Below are 19,005 nucleotides of genomic sequence, written 5' to 3'. Positions count from 1 at the left end.
GCAGCTGGTTAAACGCCTGGTTGGATGCGAGTTGGAGAGTGTCAGCGGGCGGATGCCCGAGCGACAGAGGGCGCTGCTCACCCGCGCCAAGTCGACGTGACGCCGCACGATGGCGTGGAGCTCGTGTCCACAGCGGGCGTCCAGCGTCATGGCTCTATGAAATCTCAGGAAGTCCTATGGGTCAAGTAGGGATTCAACATCTGGGCGCTTTGCAGGCTGATGCCTGGTCTCGTCGATCATGAGCACGGGCAAGTCCGCGACCTGGCGGTGCCTCAGTGAGCCATCCCGGGTCTGGTGGAGGGCTCTGAAAACCGGCGATGATCCTGGTGGTGACAAACAAGGCCACGAGCGCAGGCGTCGCGGTTCGCCAGCGATGTACGAACGCTATCGGCGATGACGTCTACTCAAGCTTCCTGAGGTTTCGTCAGTCCGGCTTTTTCGGCTAAATTGGCACGAAATCCGCAAGTCCAGCATCAGAAAACAGGACCTACGCACCCAACCCGCCCACGTCCGTTGGGAGTTCCCCAAACGGACGCCGTGCCGGTATCACGCGATCACCTGACCGCTGCCGAACACCACGGCGTCTTCGGCGTCGTCCGGATCGTCGTCGAACTCGTCGCGCATGTCGCCAGCGGTGGGGATCCGGTCGTAGTCGAGGCGTTTGTCGAGGTCGAGGGCGAACACGCCGTGCAGCAGCACGTTGCTCCAAAAGAGCGGGCTCAGGCCGCGGATGTCGCGTTCGGTCAGCCGGGCGGCCCATTCGGGTTCGGACAGGATCCGGTCGACCAGGCGGGTGTTGACCAGGACGAGCGCGGATTGCAACAGGTGCAGGGCGAGCATGGAGATTTCCTGGGTCTCCTTGTCCGGGCCGGTCAGCTCCCCGTCTTTGCCGTAGTGGATCGCCACGTTCGCCGAGTTCCACTGCTCGACGACCTGCAACCCCTCGTGGATCTCCTGGCGCAGGTTCTCGCTGGCCAGATAGTCGGCGATGAACGCGGTACGCACCGCGCGGCCGAGTTCCTCGATCGCCAGCAGCGTCGGGTGTTTGGGGCCCTTGGTGTTGAACCGGCGCATCACCTGCTCGGCTTCGGCAGTGCCCAGCTGCAGCGCCCGCGCGTACTTGATGATCTGGTCGTACTGCTGGCGGATCAGGTCCCATTTGATCGGCCGGGTCAGCACCGTTTCCAGGCCCGGGTAGCTGGCCCCGTTGTCCGGCCGGTTCAGGCTGTATCCGCCGATGTTCTTGATCCTCGGCAGCAGCTTGTAGCCCATGACGTAGGTGAACGCGAACGCGGGCAGGCTCGCCCCATGCGTATCGGTGTAGTTGGAGTCGATCTCCGAGGCGTCGACGTCCTGGGAGTGGCGAATCAGGCCCTCCATCATCGCCGCCGGCTCCGACGCCGAGCAGGTCGTCAGCTGCGAGTACACGCATACGCTCTTACGCTCGACGTGCCAGTAGATCATGACGCCGGGTCCGCCGTAGCGCTGGTGCCATTCGGTCATCATGTTCGACTGCCATGATCCGAACTTTTTCGAGTCCGACGCGCACGCGGTGCCGGTGCCCCACCAGCGTTCGTCCCGGCTACGCAGGGTCGCGTTGACCACGGTTGCGATGGCCCGGCGCAGCCCGTCACGGTTGACGAACAACCGGCGGGTACGGCGCAGCTGGGCCTCGGACACCTTGTGGTCGCCCGAGTGGACCATGCGGCGGATATCGATGTTCGTACCCAGCGCGAACACAATCAGCAGCAGGCGTTTGCGCAGCTCATCGCCGGTGATGCCCTCCCGGGTGGCGATCGAGTGGAAGTCGGCGTGAAAGCCGGTGAGCCAGTCGGCCTCGGTCAGCAGATCCAGCAGGCTCACCACGCCCCAGCGGCGGATGACCTCCTCCTTCAAGGCGCCCAGGTGCGGCGGGGCGGGCTGCTTCTTGCGCGGCGGCACGGTGATCCACGCCTGGCCGTGCTTGATCCCGATCCGCACCCCGCCGGTGGTGTCCTCCTTCAGCCCGCGGGCCAGCCGGGTCAGCGCCGTGTCTACCCTGGTCTTCAGGGTGGCCAGGAACTCGGTAGGGTCCTGCGGCAGCCGCAGCGCCTGGTAGTGCACGTCGCGGTGCACGTCGAAGTCGGCGGGCAGCTCGGTCTCCGGGTTACGCCACCGCTTGGCGCCCACCACCCAGATCTCCCGGTTCATCAGCGCCTGCCGCAACGCCCGCAGCACGCACAACTCGTATGGGATGCGCTCGACCCGCTCCTGCTCGTCGACCACCGCCGCCTTCCAGTCCGCCGGCACCACCCCCACGATCGGCGGCTCGTCGGCGTGCTCGTAGAAGGCGGTGTCTCGCAGATCCCGGTCCTTGTACCGGTCCAGCAGCTCGATTGCGTTCATCACCGGTCGGTGCCGGGTGTTGTTGCACCGGCACTCCAGGGCCGTGAGCAGCTTGGGCAGCATCTGCCGGTAGTAGCTGCTGTAGGAGCTGGTCAGCACCGTACGGACCTGGGCCTTTCGCCGTGACTCGGTCGCCTCCGCCTCCGCGGCCAGCCCTTTGAGCGTGTCCTCCCCCACGAGGGGGAACAGCACGTCACGGACCTTGCTGTCCGGGTGCTCCAACGCGGCCCGGGCGATGCGGAACAGCACCGTCTCCTTGTTGGAGACCCGCTTGAACTCCTGCATCTGGGCCTTGTCTACCCGCCGCTCCGCCCGCGTGTTGATCCGATTGACCAGATCGATGAACAGCCGCACCAGATCGTCGGTGATCTCCGTCAGGCGGCACCAGCACAACACCGCCAGCAGCGTCAACGCCACCTCCGGCGTGTGGTCGCGGCGCAGCGTCGACGGGAACTCCTCCAACGCGCGGGCCTTCCACACCGCGATCCGATTCTCCGACACGTCCGCGAACAGATCCGCCGGCAGCCCGACCGCCCGCACCCGCTGCAGTTTGGTGATCTCCGCCAGCAGCGTCTCCAGGCCCAGCTTGCCCGGGTCAGCCTTCAGCTCGGTGAACAGGCTGCGCTGCGCCGGGTCGGCGGCGTCGCGGTCGGACACCAGCGGCGAGATCGCCGCCATCAACGCGTCGACTACACCCGGGGCCTCGCGCAGCCGCCGCACCGTCATCGCGACGAACTGCTGGTCAGCGGCGGCGGTCGCTGAACTGATGATCCGATCAATGCGCCCCGGCGGCTCGACATGATCAGCCCGGCACCGGGCCAGCAGCGCCTCCCGCTGCCGCGCCTCGGTCAGCTCGCTCGGGCAGACCTCCGAGGCCAGCCACCCCGTCAGCCGCTCCTCGTCGGCGCGGGTCGACTCCCGGAACCCCAACTGGGCGCGGATCTGCGCCTTGTGGTTCTCGAAGTTGCGGCCGGTGAACTGGTAGCGGGTGAACTCCTCGACCGCCACCCGCACCTGCTTGGCCACGAACTCCACCACCACGGCCGGGAACTCGAAATGCCGCTGCGGGAAACGTGCCTCCAGCTCGAAATACTTCAAGGTCAACGCGAACCCCAGGCGCGTGAACCCGTACTTGTTGCCCACCATCTTCCGATCGGCATCGGTCAGCGACCACGACTCGATCAGATCGTCAAGATTCCACTCCCGGCGCACCGAAACACCTTGTCAGACAAGGATTTCCCGCACCACACCCTCCGTCCACGCCCAGGATCGATACGCTGACCCGTCGCCAGCGGAAACAAGCAGGAAGGCCACGAACATGCGCAGATGGGTCCGGTACGAGGCGCCGGTCATGGTGTGCATCGACATCGACGAAGACGGCTACACCGGCAAAGTCGTCAACGTCGTACTGGCCACCGAACACGACGACATCAGCCTCGCCCGCGACTACCGAGGCCAATTCCTCGTCTACGACGAGACGATGAACCGTATCGACAGCGACAACGACGGATCAGAGAGCGGCACCCGTGCCGTCACCATCGCCGACCGTCGAGACGAATGGCCTCACGCCGACGACTGGGAACAAGGCCCCGACGCACTGCGCTACCCCGGCCTCTACGACATCGACGACAAGCCGGCAGACGAAGACGACGAGGACGACCTCGAACCGTTCGACGATGAAGACGACCACAACCACGCGCGGTAGCCCCAGGTAAAGCCAGGTCCCCCCCGGCACTCCCAGGGACACAAGTTACTCATGGGTTACTTAGTGGCTGGGGTCACGTACCCAAGCACTGGGCCTACGAGCACGCCGCCACGCACCTGGAGCTGGCCTTCACCAACAGCCGCAACATGGTCCGCCGGGTGGTCGCGCTGCTCGACGCCCGGGAGCCGGTCCCGGCCGACCTGCCGGCCGCGATCGAGGCCTTCGGGCAGGCGCTGCGGCTGCTGCACCGGGACTTCCTGGCCGGTCGGACCCCCGAGATCGCCCGGTCGCGGGCCCTGGCCGCCGAGGCGGCCCGCCGGGCCCGGGGCCAGGGACTCGGCTTCTCCGGCACCATCGTCGCCTCTCAGGTGTTCATCGTGGTCGGCGAGCTGCTCCAAGCGTCCGGGCTGACCAAGCCCGAGGCGGACCGGATGGCCGGGGTCTGAGCGGCCACCGGGGGTCCCGGACGACCCAAACGACCGTTAAGCTCTGGGGGTGGGAACCGACGAGCTCTACCCGGTCGAGCGGCTGGCCGCCGCCCAGCGCGCCACGGCCGCCGCGGGCCTGGACGCGCTGCTGCTCACCCCCGGCTCCGACCTGCGCTACCTGACCGGCTACGACGCCCACGAGGGGGAGCGGCTCACCTGCCTGGTGCTTCCCGCCGAGGGCGAGCCCACCCTCATCGTGCCGGTGCTGGAACGCCCCGGCGCCGAGGCCGCCCCCGGCGGCGGCTACCGGATCGTCGACCACGCCGACGGCACCGACCCCTGGCCGCTGGTGCGGGCCGCGCTGCCCGGCCCGGTCGCCGCCGTCGGGCTGGCCGACCGGATGTGGGCCGAGCAGGTGCTCGCCCTGCGCGCCACGCTGCCCGACGCCGCACAGCGGCTCGCCTCCGAGGTCCTGCGCGAGCTGCGGATCCGCAAGTCGGCCGCCGAGGTCGCCGCCCTGGCCGAGGCGGGCGCCGCGATCGACGCCGTGCACCGGCGGATGGGGGAGTGGCTGCGCCCCGGCCGCACCGAGGTCGAGGTGGCTGCCGACATCGCCGCCGCCATCCGGGCCGCCGGGCACATCCGCGTCGACTTCGTCATCGTGGCCGCCGGCCCGAACGGCGCCAGCCCGCACCACGGCACCGCCGACCGGCCGATCCGCCCCGGCGAGCCGGTCGTGGTGGACATCGGCGGCACCATGCCGTCCGGCTACCGCTCCGACTGCACCCGCACCTACGTCGCCGGCGGCCCCGCCCCGGCCGAGTTCACCGACTACTATGCGGTGCTGCACGAGGCGCAGCGCGCCGCGGTGGCGGCCGTCCGCCCGGGGGTGACCGCCGAGGCCCTCGACGCGGTCGCCCGGGACATCATCACCGCCGCCGGTCACGGCGACGCGTTCCTGCACCGCACCGGCCACGGCATCGGCCTCGACACCCACGAGGAGCCGTACGTCGTGGCCGGCAACCCCCGGTCCCTGGAGGCCGGCATGGCGTTCTCGGTCGAACCCGGGATCTACCTCGCCGGGCGGCACGGTGCCCGGATCGAGGACATCGTCGTCTGCACGACGGACGGCGGGCAACGGCTCAACACCACCCCCACGGAGCTCATCGCGCTATGACTGTCGACCGGATCCTCCCCACCGACGAGGCCCACGACCTGCTGGACCTCGCCACCGAACTCGCCGACCGGGAACTCGCCCCCAGGGCCGCCGGCTTCGAGGAGCGCGCCGAGTTCCCCCGCGAGGTGCTGCGCACCCTGGGCCGGGCCGGCCTGCTCGGCCTCCCGTACGCCGAGGAGCACGGCGGCGCCGCCCAGCCGTACGAGGTCTACGTCCAGGTGCTGGAGATCCTGGCCAGCCGCTGGCTCGCCGTCGCCGAGGCGGTCAGCGTGCACACCCTGTCCTGCTACCCGGTGGCCCAGTTCGGCACCGACGAACAGCGCAAGCTGCTGCCCGACATGATCGGCGGCGAGCTGCTCGGGGCGTACTGCCTCTCCGAGCCGCAGGGCGGCTCCGACGCCGCGGCCCTGACCACGAAGGCGGTCCGCGACGGCGACGCCTACGTGGTCTCCGGCACCAAGGCGTGGATCACCCACGCCCGGGTCGCCGACTTCTACAGCATCTTCTGCCGCACCGGCGGCCCCGGCCCCAAGGGCATCTCCTGCCTGCTGGCCGACCGGAACACCCCGGGCATCCACCCGCAGGCCGCCGAGCGGACCATGGGCCTGCACGCCTCCCCGGTCGCCCAGATCGCCTTCGACGAGGCCCGCGTGCCCGCCGAGCGGCTGATCGGCGGCGAGGGCAGGGGCTTCACCATCGCCATGTCGGCGCTGGACTCGGGACGGCTCGGCATCGCCGCCTGCGCGGTCGGCCTGGCCCAGGCCGCCCTGGACTACGCCATCGGCTACGCCCGGGAACGCCAGCAGTTCGGCCGGGCGATCATCGACTTCCAGGGGCTCGGCTTCACCCTGGCCGACCACGCCACCCAGATCTCCGCCGCCCGCGCGCTCCTGCTGGCCGCGGCCCGGCTGCGCGACGCCGGCCGGCCGTACTCGATCGAGGCGGCGAAGGCGAAGCTGTTCGCCACCGACGTGGCGATGCGGGTGACCACCGATGCCGTGCAGGTGCTCGGCGGCGCCGGCTACGTCGCCGACCACCCGGTCGAGCGGTACATGCGCGAGGCCAAGGTGCTCCAGATCGTCGAGGGCACCAACCAGATCCAGCGGCTGGTCATCTCCCGGGCCCTGGCCAAGGGCTGATCGACGCGGCGCGCGACCGCCCGGCCCGTACAGCGTCATGGCGGCGGGCCGGGTGCGACGTGGGAGCGCTTTTACCGGTAGGTTGCACCGCGTGGAGGAGATCGACCGCGCCATCGTCGCCGCGCTGACCGGGGACGGTCGGCTGTCGTACACGGACCTGGCCGAGCGGGTGGGCCTGTCGGTGTCCGCCGTGCACCAGCGGGTCCGCCGGCTGGAGCAGCGCGGCGTCATCAAGGGGTACGCCGCCCGCGTCTCTTTCGAGGCGCTGGACCTGCCGCTGACCGCGTTCGTGGCGATCCGGCCGTTCGACCCCTCGCAGCCGGACGACGCCCCGGAGCGGCTGGCCCACCTGCCGGAGATCGACTCGTGCTACTCGGTGGCCGGGGAGGACTTCTACCTCCTGCTGGTGCGGGTGGCCAGCCCGGCGGACCTGGAGCGGGTGCTGCAGGAGATCCGGACGGCCGCGAACGTCACCACCCGGACGACCGTGGTGCTCTCCACCCCGTACGAGCACCGCCCGCCGAAGGTCGGCCCGGAGCCGGTGCATCAGCAGCGGCTCCGCGGCGTCTCGGCGGAGTCGGCGGGTTCGCAGGCGGGTTGACCGCGGCCAGCGAGCGATCATCACCTTCGCCGCCGGCCGGGCGCGGGCGTCGCCGGGCGACGGCAGGTGGTGTCGCGCGTGTGCCGGCGGCGGCCGGGACCCCAGGGCGATCCGGTCCGCCTGTGCGTTGAACCACCGTTCACCGGGCCGTGGGGGCCCGAGGAGCGGGTAGCTAGTTGAATAAGGAGTGGGCGTTGCAACAGAACTTCCGGGCGACATGCCGGGATCGGGCGAGGCGGCTGCAGCGGGTCAGCCCGTCGTCGGTGGGGGTCGGGCGGTGACGGCTTCCAAGCCGGGTCGGTCCCGGTTGAGCGGATGGCTGGCGGAGGCGCGGACGTCGGCCGTCGGGACCCGACTGCCCGCCTCGGCGGTCGAGGTGACGGCCCTCGCCGCCCTGCTGCTGGCGGCGGTGGGAGACTCCCGCCTCTGGGCGCTCCCCCCGGCCGTCCTCGCGTTCGGCCTGCTGGCCTGGGCGTGGCGCGGCGGTTCGGGGGCCGTCGGAACGTCCGTCGTGGCGCGCGTCCTCCTGCTCGCCACCGCGTACCTGCTCGGCGCGGTCCACGGCGGTCTCGATCCCGCCCTGGCCGTCGGTGTCGCCGTCGCGGGCCTGGCGGTGCTCGGCGAACCGCTGCTGGCGTCGGCGTTCGAGGCCGTCTACCCCGTCTCGGCCAACCTCCCCGGGATCGGGTGGCGGTCCGGCCGTGGCCCCGACCCGGGCCGGGTGGCGCCGGTCAACGGCGCCGCGGTGCTCGTGGCGCTGATCTGCGCGTTCACCGGTGTCTCCGGGGTCATCGCGCTGGTGGTGGCGGTCGCGGCGCTCGGGTTGACGCTGTTCACCGGGTTGCAGGGGCTGAGGCAGGTGCGGGCACGGCGCAGCAGCGAGGCGAAACTGCTCGCCGCGCTGACCGCCTACGAGCCGGTCTTCCTCGTGCACTGGAACGCACCGGCCGGCACCGCCTACCAGCTCGCGATGTGGCTGCCCTACCTGGAACGCCTCGGCCGGAAGTTCTTCGTGCTGGTTCGCAACCAGACCAACTTCAACGAGGTGGTTGGCCTCACCAAGGCCCCGGTGGTGATGCGGATGGGGCTGAACCAGCTCGACGACGTCATCGCCCCGTCGCTACGGGCGGCCTTCTACGTCAACACCGCGACGGTGAACAACCACGTCGTCCGGTACACGAACCTGAAGCACATCCAGCTCAACCACGGCGACAGCGACAAGGTGCCGAGTCACAACCCGGTCTTCCGGCTGTACGACAAGAACTTCGTCGCCGGCCAGGCCGCGATCGACCGGTTCGCGGCCAACGGGGTGAGCATGCCCGCGGAGATGTTCACCATCGTCGGGCGTCCGCAGGTGGAGAACGTCGCCATCGCGACCGAGCCGATCGCCTCGATCGCCAACCCCCGGGTCCTGTACGCCCCGACGTGGGCCGGTTTCTACGCCGACTCCAACTATTCGTCGCTGCTCGTGGGCTACGACATCATCAAGGCGCTCGTCGCCCGCGGGTGCAGCGTCGTCTTCCGGCCGCATCCGTACAGTCAGCGGTCCGCGGCGTTGGCCCGCGAGTGCGACCGCATCCGGACGCTGCTGGCCGACGACCGCCGGACGAACGGACGGCCACACGTCTTCGGTGCCGAGGCCGAGGTGGCGATGACGGTCGCGGACTGCTTCAACGCCTCGGACGCGATGGTGTCTGACGTGTCGAGCGTGGTGGCGGACTACCTGTACTCGGAGAAGCCCTTCGTGATGGTCGCCGTCTCGACGCCGGCGGCCCGGTTCCCGGAGGCGTTCCCGCTTGCGCGGGCGGCCTACGTGATCGACGCCCACGGCGGCCGGCTGCAGGGACTCGACACCGCCCTCGACGACCTTCTCGGCGGCGACCCGCTCGCCACCGCCCGCCGCGACCTGAAGAAGTACTACCTCGGGGACATTCCGTCGGACCGGTACGCGCAGCGTTTCCTCGACGAGGCCTCGCGCTACCTCTGACGGCGAGCGGCCAGCCCACGATCGGCTCCGGTTCGGCATCGATGCCGAACCGGAGCCGATCGTGTCTGACGCTGCTTCGCCTGGCCCTCGGGCCAGCCGGCCCGGCACGTCCCACGCCCGCACGACGGCGGCGCTACCGGCGCGCCACGAGGACCGGCCGCCGAAGATCAGTGCCGAGCTGCCCGGTCCGGGCCGATCGGGTCGCTCTGCGGGACCGGCTGGTTCCACCGCAGGATGACCCGCCGGCCGTGCTCGTGACCGAGCACGCTGACGGTGGCGGTGTCCAGCCGCAGCAGCCCGCCGGCGGACGGGGGCAGGCCGATCCAGCGCGCGCCGAGCACCCGCAGGCTGTGTGCGTGGCCGACCAGCGCGACGCTGCCCTGCTCCAGCAGCGGGGCCACCCGGTCGAGCACCCGGTCGAGCCGGGCGCCGACCTCGGCCGGTGACTCGCCGTCGGGGCAGCCGTCGGTCCAGATGTTCCACGCCGGGTTCTCGTCGTGGATGTCCGCGGTGGTGCGTCCCTCGTAGGCGCCGTAGTTCCACTCGGCCAGGTCGGGATCGGCGGCGTCGACGGTGAGCCCCGCCAGGTGCGCGGTGCAGGTCGCGCGCTGCCGGGGGCTGGACAGCACCCGGACGAAACGCCGGCCGGCGAGCGCCACGGCGAGCGCCCGGGACTGCCGCTCCCCGTCGGGGGTCAGCTCCAGGTCGGTGTACGAGGTGTGCCGGCGGCTGGCGCTCCAGGTGGTCTCACCGTGCCGGATCAGCAGGATCTCGCTCACCAGCCCAGTCAACCACGGACCGCCGGTCGAGGCCGGCCGGCGGAAGGTCAGCCGCGCAGCGACTGGGCGCCGAGCACGGTAAGCAGGGCGAGGCGTTCGGCGTCCGGGCTACCCGGTTCGGCGGTGTAGGCCATGATCCGCAGTCCGGCGAGCGGCTACGTCGACGGCGCTGGCCAGCTGCTTTGGTCATCTCAACCTATCTTCCTAGGATACCTTACGCGACGTGCACCGGGACACAGCGTTTGTGGAGACCGGCACCGGGGACGCAACCGCAAGAAGCCCGAATGAGCCGAGGAGGCGGGATGAGCTTCACCGACAAGGCCAAGAGCCGGGCCCAGGAGCTGGCCGGCGCGGCCAAGGAGCGGATCGGCGATGCCACCGACAACGAGCGGTTGCGGGCCGAGGGCGCCAACGAGCAGAGCGCCGCCCGGGCGCGGCAGGCCGGGCAGAACGTCAAGGAGGCCGGACGCAACGTCCGGGACGCCTTCGACAAGTGACCCGTTCGGCGGCGGGCTCCCGGTGATCCGGGGGCCCGCCGCCGTGTGCGTGGGTCGCATCCGGCGTCCGGGCAGGGCAGCGGCCGGCGCCGGCCGGGGTCTGGTTAGGGTCGCGGGGTGACGGTCCTGCGTTCCCTGGTGCTGTTCGTGCTGGCCGCGGTGGCGGAGATCGGTGGCGCGTGGCTGGTCTGGCAGGGCTGGCGGGAGCACCGGGGGCTGTGGTGGGTGGCGGCCGGGGTGCTCGCCCTGGGGGCGTACGGGTTCGTGGCGACGTTCCAGCCGGACCCGAACTTCGGTCGGATCCTGGCGGCGTACGGAGGTGTGTTCGTGGCCGGGTCGCTGGCGTGGGGCGTGCTGGTGGACGGGTTCCGGCCGGACCGGTGGGACGTCGCGGGCGCGGCCATCTGCCTGCTCGGCGTCGCGGTGATCATGTACGCCCCGCGGGCCTGAACGGCCGTCGCCCCCGCGGCCGGGTGGGCTCGCGGGGGCGACGGGGTGGCGCGGGTCAGTCGTCGCGGTGGGCGGTCCACCAGGACTGGCCGGTTTCGGGCAGGGTGTCGATCGGGTCGTAGTAGGCGTAGCGCTTGTTGAGCGCTTCGAGGTCCGCGGACTCGATCGAGGTGCGGTAGTTCTTGGTCCAGTAGGAGATGCCGCGTTCGCGGTCGTACTCGGTGAGCATGTGCACCCAGCGCTTGCCGACGAAGGGGACGTCGCAGACGATCCGCGGGGTGGCGTACCCGGGCAGGTAGCCCATGATGTCGTGCTGCAGCTGCTGGGCGTGCCAGACGGGGACCCGCCAGTGCTCGGCGTTGGGGATCATGTCGCACATGTAGAAGTAGTACGGCAGGATGCCGGCCTCGCCCTGCAGGGCGAAGCAGAGGTCGAGCAGGTCGGCGCTGGTGGCGTTGACGCCGCGCATGAGCACGCCCTGGTTGCGGACGTCGCGGACGCCGACGTCGAGGGCGGTCTGGGCGGCCCGGGCGACCAGCGGGGTGATGGACTGCCGGTGGTTGACGTGGGTGTGGATGGCGAGGTTGACGCCACGTCGGGCGGCGGTGCGGGCGACCCGTTCGAGGCCCTCGACGACGTCGGCCTGGAGCCAGTGCTGGGGCAGGCCCATGAGGGCTTTGGTGGCGAGCCGGATGTCGCGGATGGTTTCGATCTCGAGCAGCCGCATGAGGTAGGACTCGAGGTTCTTCCACGGCACGTTGGCCACGTCGCCGCCGGAGACGACGACGTCACGGACGCCGGGGTGGGCCTTGAGGTAGGCGATGTGGGCGTCGTAGCGGTCGACGGGCTTGAGGGTGAGCTTGAGCTTGTCGACGGCGGGGGTGGAGTTGCCGACGAGGTCCATCCGGGTGCAGTGCCCGCAGTACTGCGGGCAGGTGGAGAGCAGTTCGGCGAGGACCTTGGTGGGGTAGCGGTGGGTGAGACCCTCGGCGACCCACATGTCGTGCTCGTGGAGGCTGTCGCGGCTGGCGTAGGGGTGGGACGGCCAGTCGGTGCGCCGGTCGGAGGCCACGGGGATCATGTAGCGGCGGACCGGGTCGGCGAGGAACGCCTCGGTGGTCATGGGCTCGAACGGCACCATGGTGTTGACCATCTGCGGGGGCACCAGCATCGACATGGTGGCCAGGGCCTTCTGGTCGGCCTCGAGGTCGGCGTAGAAGCTCTCGTCGACGAGGTCGCCCAGGACGGTGCGCAGCTGCTTGATGTTCTTGACGCAGTTGACCCGCTGCCACTGGGCGTTCTCCCACTGCTCCCGGGTGACGTGGCGCCAGCCGGGGAAGCGGGTCCAGTCGGGTTCGACCAGGGGGGTGCGGCGGTACTCGTACGGCTGCCCGGCGGTCGGAACGGCGACCGGGGCGTGACGGGGTTGAGGGATGGTCTCAACCGGTTGGGTCTGGGTCACGGCCCCTCCTGACATGTGGTGCGGGTGATCAGCGATCCTGAAGGCTACTGGAAAATATCCGGTGAAGAAATTAGTCTGCCGTAAGTTTTCCCGCGACGCGAGCCCTGGCCGGGGTTTCGGGCGGCTGAACATAGGGGGTCGGCGTGACGTCACCGGTGGGTCTGCACCGAGTCGTGGAACCGGCGGGGGTGCTGCCGCAGGCGGCGTGGCGGTTGGACGCCGATCCCCGGATCGGCGCCAACGAGGTGCGGATCCGGGTCGAGCGGCTGAACCTGGACGCGGCGAGCTTCCGGCAGCTGTCGGAGAAGCACGGCGGCGACGGGGAGAAGGTCCGCGCCGAGGTGCTGGAGATCATCTCGACCCGGGGGAAGATGCAGAACCCGGTCACCGGCTCCGGTGGCATGCTGATCGGCACGGTGGAGGAGGCCGGGAAGCGGTCCCCGCTGGGGTTGCGGCCCGGCGACCGGGTGGCGACGCTGGTGTCGCTGACGCTGACCCCGCTGACGATCCTCGACGGGCTGGCCCGCTGGGACGGGCGCAGCGAGCAGGTGCCCTGCGACGGGTACGCGATCCTGTTCGCGCGGTCGATCGCCGCGGTGCTGCCCGGCGACCTGCACCCGGAGCTGTCGCTGGCGGTGCTGGACGTGTGCGGGGCGCCGGCGCTGACCGCGCGGGTGGTGGCCGAGCAGGTGGCGCGGCGCCGCCGCGCTGACGACGGGCGTCCGGTGACGGTGGCGGTGATCGGCGGCGCCGGGAAGAGCGGCTCGCTGTCCCTGGCGGCGGCGCGGCGGGCCGGCGCCGGCCGTACCGTCGGGGTGGTGCCGGTGGCGGCGGAGCGGGACGCGCTCGACGCGGCCGGCCTGGCCGACGTGGTGGCGTTGGCCGACGCCCGCGACCCGGTGGGGCTGTCCACGGCGGTGACCACGGCGCTGGGGGCGCCGGCGGACGTGACGGTGGTCTGCGTGGACGTGCCGGGCTGCGAGCACGGGGCGGTCCTGGCGACCGAGGACGGCGGCACGGTGATCTTCTTCTCGATGGCGACGAGCTTCGCGGCGGCGGCGCTGGGCGCGGAGGGCCTGGCCGCGGATGTGACGATGCTGGTGGGCAACGGGTACGTGCCGGGGCACGCAGAGCTGGCGCTGGAGCTGCTGCGGGCCGAGCCGGGGGTGCGTCGTCTGTTCGAGGCGCGGCTGGCGGCAGACTGAGCGTCATGACGAACCCCTCGACCTTGTACCGCGGCGGAGTGCTGCACTGTCCGGCCGATCCGAGCGCGACGGCGTTGCTGGTGCGTGACGGGCGGATCGCCTGGCTGGGCGGCGACGCCGACGCGCCGGCCGCCGACCGGGTGGTGGAGCTGGGCGGGGCGCTGGTGACGCCGGCGTTCGTGGACGCGCACGTGCACGCCACGGACACGGGGCTGGCCCTGTCGGGGCTGGACCTGTCGGCGGTGCGGTCGGCGGCCGGGCTGCTGGAGGCGGTCGCGGGGTTCGCCGCGGCGTTGCCGTCGGACGCGGTGGTGCTGGGGCACGGCTGGGACGAGTCGTCCTGGGCGGAGCCGGCCCTGCCGGACGCGGCGGCGCTGGACCGGGCGTCGGGGGGCCGCAAGGTGTACCTGTCGCAGGCGTCGATCCACTCGGCGCTGGTGTCGGCGGCGCTGTTGGCGGCCTGCCCGGACGCGGCGGCCGCGGCCGGGTACGACCCGTCGGGTTGGCTGCGTCGCGACGCGCACCACGTGGTGCGGGCCGCGGCGTTCGCGTCGGTGACCCGGGTGCAGCGGGTGGCGGCGCAGCGGCGGGCCCTGGAGCACGCGGCGTCGCTGGGCATCGCCGCGGTGCACGAGTGCGGCGGCCCGGACATCTCCGACGAGGAGGACTTCACCGGGCTGCTGGCGATCTCGGGGGCCGGGGTGCCGGAGGTGTACGGGTACTGGGGTGAGCTGCTGGGCGCGGCGCGGGCCCGGGAGCTGGGTGCGGTGGGCGCCGGCGGTGACCTGTTCGCCGACGGCGCGCTGGGCTCGCGGACGGCGCACGTGTCGGCGGCGTACCTGGACGGGGAGCCGGGGGCGTGCGGGCACGGTTACGTGACGGTCGAGCAGGTGCGTGACCATCTGTTGGACTGTGCGGCGCACGGTGTGCAGGGCGGTTTCCACGCGATCGGGGACGCGGCGATCGGCACGGTGCTGGACGGGTTCGCGCAGGCGGCGCAGAAGGTGGGTGTGGACCGGTTGCGGGCGGCCCGGCACCGGGTGGAGCACGCGGAGATCATGAGCAAGCGGTTGATCGCCGGCTTTGTGGAGTACGGGATCGTGGCGTCGATGCAGCCGGCGTTCGACCGGCTGTGGGGTGGCGCGGGCCGGATGTACGAGTCGCGGTTGGGTCTGTCCCGGTCGTTGGAGTCGAATCCGATGGGCGCCATGCACGGGGTGGGGGTGGCGTTGGCGTTCGGCTCGGATTCGCCGGTGACGCCGCTGGACCCGTGGGGGTCGGTGCGGGCCGCGGCGGCGCACCACAACCCGGCGCAGCGGATGAGCGTGCGGGCGGCGTTCGCGGCGCACACCCGCGGCGGGTGGCGGGCGGTGCACCTGGACAACGAGGGGGTCCTGGCGCTGGGGGCGCCGGCGACGTTCGCGGTGTGGGACACCCCGGCCGGGGTGGAGCGGGGCCTGCCGGTGTTGCAGGCCGAGGATCCGGAGGCGCGCGGCGCGGATGACCCGACGCCGCTGCCGGTGTGCCGGGCCACGGTGCTGCGCGGTGACGTGATCTACGAGGAGGGGTCCGCGTGAGCGGGCGGCCAGAGGAAGGGTCTTCGTGACAAGCAAGCTTGGGCTGGATCCGGCGCTGGTGGCGCGGGCGCGGGAGTTGGCGCGCCGGGCCGGGCAGCCGGTGGTGGATCTGGCGCGCAGCCACACCACGGTGTCGGTGGAGCGGGCGGTGCTGCGGCTGGCCGGGGTGACCGGCGCCGACCCGGACGGCATCCCGTGGGTGAACCGGCTGGTCGACGCGGTGGTGGCCGATGTGGGTCTGGGCCACGGGGTGGCGGTGCCGGTGTTCGACGCCCTGGCGCGGGAGCAGATCGCCGACGTGACGTTGCTGGCGCAGAAGGCCGCTGCCGGGTCGGTGCGGTTTACGCAGCCGACCGGCAAGGCCGCGACGGCTGCCCGCCGGGCCGCCCGCCGGGCGGTCGCCGCGGGTGTGCGGCAGATCGACCGGCGGCGCGCCGAGCGGGACCGGCTGGTGAAGCGGTACGGGGACCCGAAGCAGCGGCCGTGGATCTATCTGATCGTGGCCACCGGCGACATCTACGAGGACATCCCGCAGGCGCAGGCGGCGGCGCGGGCGGGGGCGGACATCATCGCGGTGATCCGTTCCACCGGGCAGTCGCTGCTGGACTACGTGCCCGAGGGCGCGACCCGGGAGGGCTTCGCGGGCACGTACGCCACGCAGGAGAACTTCCGGCTGATGCGGGCGGCGCTGGACGAGTCGTCGCGGGAACTGGGCCGGTACGTGCGGCTGACGAACTACGCGTCGGGGCTGTGCATGCCGGAGATGGCCACGCTCGCGGGCCTGGAGCGGCTGGACATGATGCTCAACGACTCGATGTACGGGATCCTGTTCCGCGACATCAACCCGATCCGCACGTTCGTCGACCAGCGGTTCTCCCGGCAGGTGCACGCCCGCGCCGGGATCATCATCAACACCGGTGAGGACAACTACCTCACCACCGCCGACGCGGTGGACGAGGCGCACACGGTGACGGTGTCGCAGCTGCTCAACGAGTATTTCGCGCACGAGGCGGGGCTGGCCGACTGGCAGCTGGGCCTGGGGCACGCGTTCGAGATCAACCCGGATCTGCCGGAGTCGTTCCGGCTGGAGCTGGCGCACGCGCTGCTGGCCCGGGAGTTGTTCCCCGACGCGCCGCTGAAGTGGATGCCGCCGACCAAGCACATGACCGGGGACGTGTTCCGCGGCAACCTGCTCGACGGGTTCTTCAACCTGGTGGGCACCATGACGGGGCAGGGCATCCTGCTGGTCGGCATGATGACCGAGGCGGTGGTCACGCCGTGGCTGTCGGACCGGGACATCGCCCTGCAGAACGTGCGGTACGTGCTGGGCGCCGCCGGCGGGCTGCACGAGGACTTCGTGCCGGCCCCGGGCGGGTTCATCCAGCAGCGCGCGCACCGGGTGCTGGGTGAGGCCGTGGATCTGCTGGACCGCATCGGTGAGCAGTCGCTGCTGGCCGCGATCGCCGAGGGCACCTTCGGGATCATGAAGCGGCCCGCGGACCGGGGCAAGGGCCTCGACGGCGTCGCGAAGCACGAGGCCGACTACTACAACCCGGCCACGGACATCCTGGAGCAGGCGGCATGACGGAGAAGAAGATCGTCCGGCCGTACGGGGACACCACCGGCGACGGCATGGTGCAGGTGTCGTTCACGCTGCCGGTGCCGCACGACAAGCGGGCCGAGGGCGCCGCCGTGCAGTTGGCCAACAAGATGGGCATCGACCCGGCGATGTTGGTGCACGCCAAGCAGATGGGCGACGGGTTCACCTTCTTCGTGGTCTACGGGCGGGTGAACCACCTCGTGGATCTCGACAAGGTGCAGGTGGTGGAACGGGACTTCCCGCTGCTGTCGGCCAAGGAGGTCAACACGGTGGTGAAGCAGCGGATGCGGCGCAAGCTGTCCGTGGTGGGCGCCTGCATCGGCACCGACGCGCACACCGTGGGCATCGACGCGATCCTCAACGTGAAGGGCATCGCGGGGGAGAAGGGCCTGGAGTACTACCGGGAACTGAAGGTCACCAATCTGGGCGCGCAGGTCAGCGTCCCGGAGCTGGTCGAGGCGGCCCGGCGGGAGAAGGCTGACGCCGTGCTGGTGTCCCAGGTGGTCACGCAACGTGACGCGCACCTGCACAACACCCGGGAGATGTCGGCCGCGTTCCGGGAGGCCCTGCCCGCCGGGCGGCGGCCCCTGCTGATCGTCGGCGGGCCCCGCTTCGACGAGAGCATGACCGGGGAGCTGGGCGTCGACCGGATCTTCGGTCGCGGCACCACCCCCGGCGAGGTCGCCAGCTACCTGGTGCACGCCCTGATCACCGAGAAGAAGGCGAGAGCATGAGCGACTCCCGGGTCGGCCTGACCGTCACCCACCGCCGGTACGTGCCGTACTCCCACGCCCACTACGCGGGGAACCTGGTCGACGGGGCGTACGCGCTGGGCTTGTTCGGGGACGTGGCCACCGAGGTGTGCATCCGCACCGACGGCGACGAGGGGCTGTTCGCCTCCTACTCGGACGTGCAGTTCAAGGCGCCGATGAAGGCCGGTGACGTGCTGGAGGTGGTCGCCACCGTCACCCGGGTCGGCACCCGCAGCCGCACCATCGACTTCGCCGCCCGGGTGGTGTGCCGGGGCCGCCCCGACAGGTCCGAGTCCGCCGCCGAGGTCCTCGCCGAGCCGATCGTGGCGGTCACGGCGACCGGCACGGTGGTCGTACCCTCAGCGGCGTGAACGCGAGGAGTGAGCCGGGGTTGCGAGCCCCGCAGTCGCGAACGAAGGACAGCTCCGCGTGAACCTCGCTGTCTGCGCCGACGTCGGGTCGACGTACACCAAGGCCGCGGTGGTCGACCTCGACGGCGGCCGGCTGGTGGGCGCGGCGGCCGCGCCGACCACCGTCGGCACCGACGTGCTGCACGGCCTGGACGCCGCGGTCGGCGCCGCCGCCGCCGGGCTGGCCGCCGGGGACCTGCCCTGGTACGTCTGCTCGTCGGCCGGTGGTGGCCTGCGCCTGGCCGTCATCGGCTACGAGCCGCTGGTCACCGCGCGGGCGCGCTGGCGGGTGCCGGTGGTGCTCGCCGGCAACGCCGATGCCCGCGACGACCTGCACGCCCTGCTGGTGGCGGCGAAGGTGCCGGTCACCGCCGCCGACAACGTGCTGCCCCGCATCGGGGTGCTCACCCCCGCGCCGGCGCGCGCCGCGATCCGGGAGGTGTTCCTGCGGCACGTCATCGGCGGCAAGAAGCTGTCCCGCGGCGGCCGGTTCGCGCGGCTGGTGCGGGCCGCCACCCCCGACGCGGTGCTCACCGGCGTGGAGGTTCTCGCCGACGCCCTCGGCGGGGACCTGGCCGTCGTCGACGTCGGCGGCGCCACCACCGACGTGTACTCGGTGCTCACCCCCGACGAGCGGGACAGCGGCCCCAGCCAGGAGGTCGCCGGCACGTTGTGGCGGGCCCGCACCGTCGAGGGGGACCTCGGGATGCGGTGGAGCGCGCCCGGCGTGGTCCGCGCCGCAGCCGAGGAGCGCCTGCTCGCCGCCGGGGAGGAGGGCGACCTGGCGGCCGCGGCGGCGGCGCGGGCCGCCGACCCCGGGTTCCTGCCCGCCGACGACGCCGACCGGGCCG

Annotated in this window: 17 protein-coding genes; 14 read left to right on the top strand and 3 right to left on the bottom strand. The window is 71.6% G+C overall.

The genetic code is table 11. The features are described from left to right. Positions 1-546: 546 nt before the first annotated feature. Positions 547-3,597, bottom strand: coding sequence for a Tn3 family transposase (locus B0E53_RS12390; protein WP_210406038.1), 3,051 nt, complete (start codon positions 3,595-3,597; stop codon positions 547-549). A gap of 106 nt (positions 3,598-3,703) precedes the next feature. Between B0E53_RS12390 and B0E53_RS12385 the strand changes: the two genes are divergently transcribed. From B0E53_RS12385 to B0E53_RS12360, 6 genes are all read left to right on the top strand, one after another. Then, positions 3,704-4,090, top strand: a complete 387-nt coding sequence (locus tag B0E53_RS12385) for a hypothetical protein (RefSeq protein ID WP_107076198.1) — start codon at positions 3,704-3,706, stop codon at positions 4,088-4,090. Between the two features lie 146 nt (positions 4,091-4,236). Beyond that, positions 4,237-4,536, top strand: a complete 300-nt coding sequence (locus B0E53_RS12380; protein ID WP_246835366.1) for a hypothetical protein — start codon at positions 4,237-4,239, stop codon at positions 4,534-4,536. A 43-nt stretch (positions 4,537-4,579) separates the two neighbouring features. Next, positions 4,580-5,695 carry a Xaa-Pro peptidase family protein gene (locus tag B0E53_RS12375; protein WP_210406040.1) on the top strand — a complete coding sequence of 372 codons (1,116 nt, stop codon included), beginning with the start codon at positions 4,580-4,582 and terminating at the stop codon, positions 5,693-5,695. Beyond that, entirely contained in the window at positions 5,692-6,834 is a 1,143-nt protein-coding gene (locus B0E53_RS12370) for an acyl-CoA dehydrogenase family protein (protein WP_107076196.1), read from the top strand. The genes B0E53_RS12375 and B0E53_RS12370 overlap by 4 nt, the downstream gene beginning before the upstream one ends. 91 nt (positions 6,835-6,925) lie before the next feature. Then, a complete protein-coding gene (locus tag B0E53_RS12365) occupies positions 6,926-7,435 on the top strand; it encodes an Lrp/AsnC family transcriptional regulator (protein WP_107076195.1) in 510 nt (169 codons plus the stop codon). 307 nt (positions 7,436-7,742) lie between these two features. Beyond that, the gene (locus B0E53_RS12360) at positions 7,743-9,422 is read left to right on the top strand and encodes a CDP-glycerol glycerophosphotransferase family protein (protein ID WP_246835365.1); all 1,680 of its coding nucleotides are present in this window, start codon (positions 7,743-7,745) and stop codon (positions 9,420-9,422) included. Positions 9,423-9,589: 167 nt separating this feature from the next. Here the strand turns inward: B0E53_RS12360 and B0E53_RS12355 are convergent, their stop codons facing one another. Beyond that, positions 9,590-10,201: a histidine phosphatase family protein gene (locus tag B0E53_RS12355; RefSeq protein WP_107076193.1), complete on the bottom strand. Its 612-nt coding sequence runs from the start codon at positions 10,199-10,201 to the stop codon at positions 9,590-9,592. Between the two features lie 302 nt (positions 10,202-10,503). Here B0E53_RS12355 and B0E53_RS12345 point away from each other — a divergent pair, with 302 nt between their 5' ends. Both B0E53_RS12345 and B0E53_RS12340 read left to right on the top strand, forming a co-directional pair. Then, on the top strand, positions 10,504-10,698 hold the full coding sequence (locus B0E53_RS12345) for a CsbD family protein (RefSeq protein ID WP_107076192.1): 195 nt from the start codon (positions 10,504-10,506) through the stop codon (positions 10,696-10,698). Positions 10,699-10,815: 117 nt separating this feature from the next. Further along, positions 10,816-11,148, top strand: a complete 333-nt coding sequence (locus B0E53_RS12340; RefSeq protein WP_107076191.1) for a YnfA family protein — start codon at positions 10,816-10,818, stop codon at positions 11,146-11,148. A 55-nt stretch (positions 11,149-11,203) separates the two neighbouring features. On the opposite strand, the gene B0E53_RS12335 is transcribed toward B0E53_RS12340, so the two are convergent. After that, positions 11,204-12,610 carry a lysine 2,3-aminomutase gene (locus B0E53_RS12335; RefSeq protein ID WP_107076190.1) on the bottom strand — a complete coding sequence of 469 codons (1,407 nt, stop codon included), beginning with the start codon at positions 12,608-12,610 and terminating at the stop codon, positions 11,204-11,206. Between the two features lie 155 nt (positions 12,611-12,765). Here B0E53_RS12335 and B0E53_RS12330 point away from each other — a divergent pair, with 155 nt between their 5' ends. The 6 genes from B0E53_RS12330 to B0E53_RS12305 all read left to right on the top strand — a co-directional run. Continuing rightward, the gene (locus tag B0E53_RS12330; protein WP_210406039.1) at positions 12,766-13,815 is read left to right on the top strand and encodes a zinc-binding alcohol dehydrogenase; all 1,050 of its coding nucleotides are present in this window, start codon (positions 12,766-12,768) and stop codon (positions 13,813-13,815) included. A gap of 5 nt (positions 13,816-13,820) precedes the next feature. Continuing rightward, entirely contained in the window at positions 13,821-15,392 is a 1,572-nt protein-coding gene (locus tag B0E53_RS12325; protein WP_107076188.1) for an amidohydrolase family protein, read from the top strand. Between the two features lie 25 nt (positions 15,393-15,417). Next, the gene (locus tag B0E53_RS12320) at positions 15,418-16,977 is read left to right on the top strand and encodes a lysine 5,6-aminomutase subunit alpha (RefSeq protein ID WP_107076187.1); all 1,560 of its coding nucleotides are present in this window, start codon (positions 15,418-15,420) and stop codon (positions 16,975-16,977) included. Next, positions 16,974-17,726 (top strand): OAM dimerization domain-containing protein, encoded by a 753-nt coding sequence (locus B0E53_RS12315; protein ID WP_107076186.1) that lies wholly within the window; start codon positions 16,974-16,976, stop codon positions 17,724-17,726. The genes B0E53_RS12320 and B0E53_RS12315 overlap by 4 nt, the downstream gene beginning before the upstream one ends. After that, positions 17,723-18,115 carry a hotdog domain-containing protein gene (locus B0E53_RS12310; RefSeq protein WP_107076185.1) on the top strand — a complete coding sequence of 131 codons (393 nt, stop codon included), beginning with the start codon at positions 17,723-17,725 and terminating at the stop codon, positions 18,113-18,115. The genes B0E53_RS12315 and B0E53_RS12310 overlap by 4 nt, the downstream gene beginning before the upstream one ends. A gap of 58 nt (positions 18,116-18,173) precedes the next feature. Further along, on the top strand, positions 18,174-19,005 hold an 832-nt coding region (locus B0E53_RS12305; protein WP_210406037.1), incomplete at its 3' end, for a glutamate mutase L.

This window comes from Micromonospora sp. MH33 (assembly GCF_003013775.1).
Lineage (GTDB): Bacteria > Actinomycetota > Actinomycetes > Mycobacteriales > Micromonosporaceae > Micromonospora > Micromonospora fulviviridis.
Note: the sequence above shows the minus strand (reverse complement) of the source record. Positions and strands in the feature narration are given on the sequence as shown.

Coding starts and splice junctions, on each gene's coding strand:
- B0E53_RS12385 (WP_107076198.1), top strand. CDS start 3,704: ATGCGCAGATGGGTCCGGTACGAGGCGCCGGTCATGGTGTGCATCGAC.
- B0E53_RS12380 (WP_246835366.1), top strand. CDS start 4,237: ATGGTCCGCCGGGTGGTCGCGCTGCTCGACGCCCGGGAGCCGGTCCCG.
- B0E53_RS12370 (WP_107076196.1), top strand. CDS start 5,692: ATGACTGTCGACCGGATCCTCCCCACCGACGAGGCCCACGACCTGCTG.
- B0E53_RS12345 (WP_107076192.1), top strand. CDS start 10,504: ATGAGCTTCACCGACAAGGCCAAGAGCCGGGCCCAGGAGCTGGCCGGC.
- B0E53_RS12325 (WP_107076188.1), top strand. CDS start 13,821: ATGACGAACCCCTCGACCTTGTACCGCGGCGGAGTGCTGCACTGTCCG.
- B0E53_RS12315 (WP_107076186.1), top strand. CDS start 16,974: ATGACGGAGAAGAAGATCGTCCGGCCGTACGGGGACACCACCGGCGAC.
- B0E53_RS12310 (WP_107076185.1), top strand. CDS start 17,723: ATGAGCGACTCCCGGGTCGGCCTGACCGTCACCCACCGCCGGTACGTG.